Origin of the sequence: Armatimonas sp. (assembly GCF_031410135.1) — a bacterium.
Lineage (GTDB): Bacteria > Armatimonadota > Armatimonadia > Armatimonadales > Armatimonadaceae > Armatimonas.
Genome location: NZ_JANNYP010000709.1, coordinates 1 through 2,273, shown reverse-complemented (window position 1 = coordinate 2,273; position 2,273 = coordinate 1). Strand labels below are relative to the sequence as shown.

General features: G+C 57.9%; 1 protein-coding gene. It reads left to right on the top strand.

From position 1 onward, the window contains the following. The first annotated feature begins 112 nt into the window (after nt 1–112). On the top strand, nt 113–2,221 hold the full coding sequence (locus RMO15_RS25870) for a caspase family protein (protein ID WP_369016165.1): 2,109 nt from the start codon (nt 113–115) through the stop codon (nt 2,219–2,221). The last annotated feature ends 52 nt before the right edge of the window (nt 2,222–2,273 follow it).

The following is a 2,273-nucleotide window of genomic DNA, read 5'->3' as shown; positions in this document are numbered from 1 at the left end:
CACTCGTGCTGGACTCCGCTTTGCCCGCCGTGACAGATGATAAATGCAGGGTAAGTCTGGAGGCAAAAAGAGTCTAAATTAAAAAAGAAAAGTGTCTCAAAATCATTGACATATTCCGTTCTCACCCGATGTAAAGGCTGTTTTCTCACCCGATGGAAAGACAGTCCTTACTGCAAGTAGGGATCAAACCGCAAAGCTCTGGGATGTGGAAACGGGAAAGCAGATACAAACATTCAAGGGGCATTCAGCACCTCTAAACTCCGCTGTTTTCTCACCCGATGGAAAGAGAGTCCTTACCGCTGGGGATCAAACTGCGAGACTCTGGGACATAGCGACGGGAAAGGAAATCCAAACCTTCACAGGCCATTCGGCCAGGGTAAACTCTGCTGTTTTCTCACCCGATGGAAAGACAGTGCTCACCGCAAGTGATGACCAAACCGCAAAGCTCTGGGACATAGCGACAGGGAAGGAGCTTTGCTCTCTCCTCTCCCTCACCGACAACACCTGGGCAGTAACGACACCAACAGGACGTTACGATGCTTCGAACGAAGGGAACGTCAATGGATTACACTGGGTGCTCGGGCTGGAGCCTATCGCACTCAACCAGCTCAAGCGCTTCTACTACGAACCGGGGCTCCTGGCGCGGATCATGGCGGGTAAAGAGCCACCCTTTCCCGTACCAGACTTCACCAAAGTACAGGTCAAGCTCTACCCAGAAGTCGTGGTGCTGGAGCCAAAAGACGGAGACAAGAGCTGCACCATCCAGCTCCAGAGCCGGGGCGGGGGGATTGGGCCGGTGATGGTCAAGGTGGATGGTGCACTGCTCACCCAGGATGCACGGCCAAAGGGCTTTGACCCCAACCAGAAAAACGCAACCCTCAAGGTAGACCTCTCCCATCTAGCTCCCCTACCCAACGGACAGAAACGACAGATAGAGGTCAGCGCAGAGAACGCAACGGGCGAGGTGAGCATCCAGAGCCGGGGCGTAATCGCTGCCTACGCACCACCCAAAGCTGCCACCACCACACCTCCCACCCTCTGGGCACTGGTCGTCGGTGTGTCCCAGTACGCAGAGCCTGCCCTCAAGCTACGATTCGCCGCTAAGGACGCACAGGACTTCGCAGGCGCACTTACTCTCGGCGCGAAGAAGCTCTTTGGCGCAGAGCACGTTCAGCTCCAGCTCCTCACCACCGAGAGCAACGCCAAGCCCACCAAAGCCAATATCCTCGCCGCACTGGAGAAGATTCGCAAGAGCGCACAGCCCGCCGATATTCTCGTGGTCTATCTCGCCGGGCATGGAGCATCGCTGCGCCTGCCAGGAACACGCGACGATCTCTACTGCTACCTCACTCAGGAAGCCCATACCGCAAGCGCAACGGAACTGACGGAAAAGCCGCTGCGCGAGAGCACAACCCTTACCAGTGACGAGCTGGCACGCTTTGTCAACGCACAAGATGGCATCCAAGCAACCAAGAAAGTCGTGGTGATAGATACCTGCGCGGCAGGGGCGGCTCAGCAAGCCCTGACGGCCTCACGCGAGCTGACCCCTGAGGACACCAGCCGGGCACGCGCGATTGCCCAGCTCCAGGACAAGACCGCCTTTCACGTACTGATGGGCTGCGCTGCCGATCGTGTGAGCTACGAGGCAGGCGAGTTTGGTCAGGGGCTGCTCACCTACGCGCTGCTGGAAGGAATGCAAAACGCCAGCCCGTTTGTGGAAGTGACGCCCCTGTTCAAGCACGTGGAGGAGCGTGTGCCAGTGCTGGCGGCGGGCATTGGTGGCGTCCAGCGCCCCCAGATCTCGTCGCCGAAGGGCTCTAACTTTCCGTTTGGGGAGCTGGGCGAAGTGGAGAAGAAGTCCATTCCCCTGGCGGTTCGTAAGGCGCGTGTGCTGGAGCCAACGTTCTTGGATGAGAACGGTCTGGACAGCCTGAACCTCTCGGAGAAGGTGGCAGCCTTGCTTCGTGAGGAGAGTGATGCCAGCGCTCGTGGTGGCAAGCTACTCTACGTGGGCAAGGGTGCGCTTCCGGGGGCACTCAAGCCCAGTGGTCTGTACCGTCAGGAGGGTGAGATGCTGCTCCTGAATGTGAAGCTCTCTCGTGACGGCAAGGTGGTCCAGAGTATTCCTGTCTCAGGAGTAGCGACGAAGGCAGGCGAGCTCGCGATTAGTATTGCAAAAGCCATTCGTCAGGCGTGCGATACGTTTAAGCCAGGCGGCTAGATGCTTAAGAGGGCGGCGACATGTTAAGAGAGCGGCGAGATGCCAAGGAACG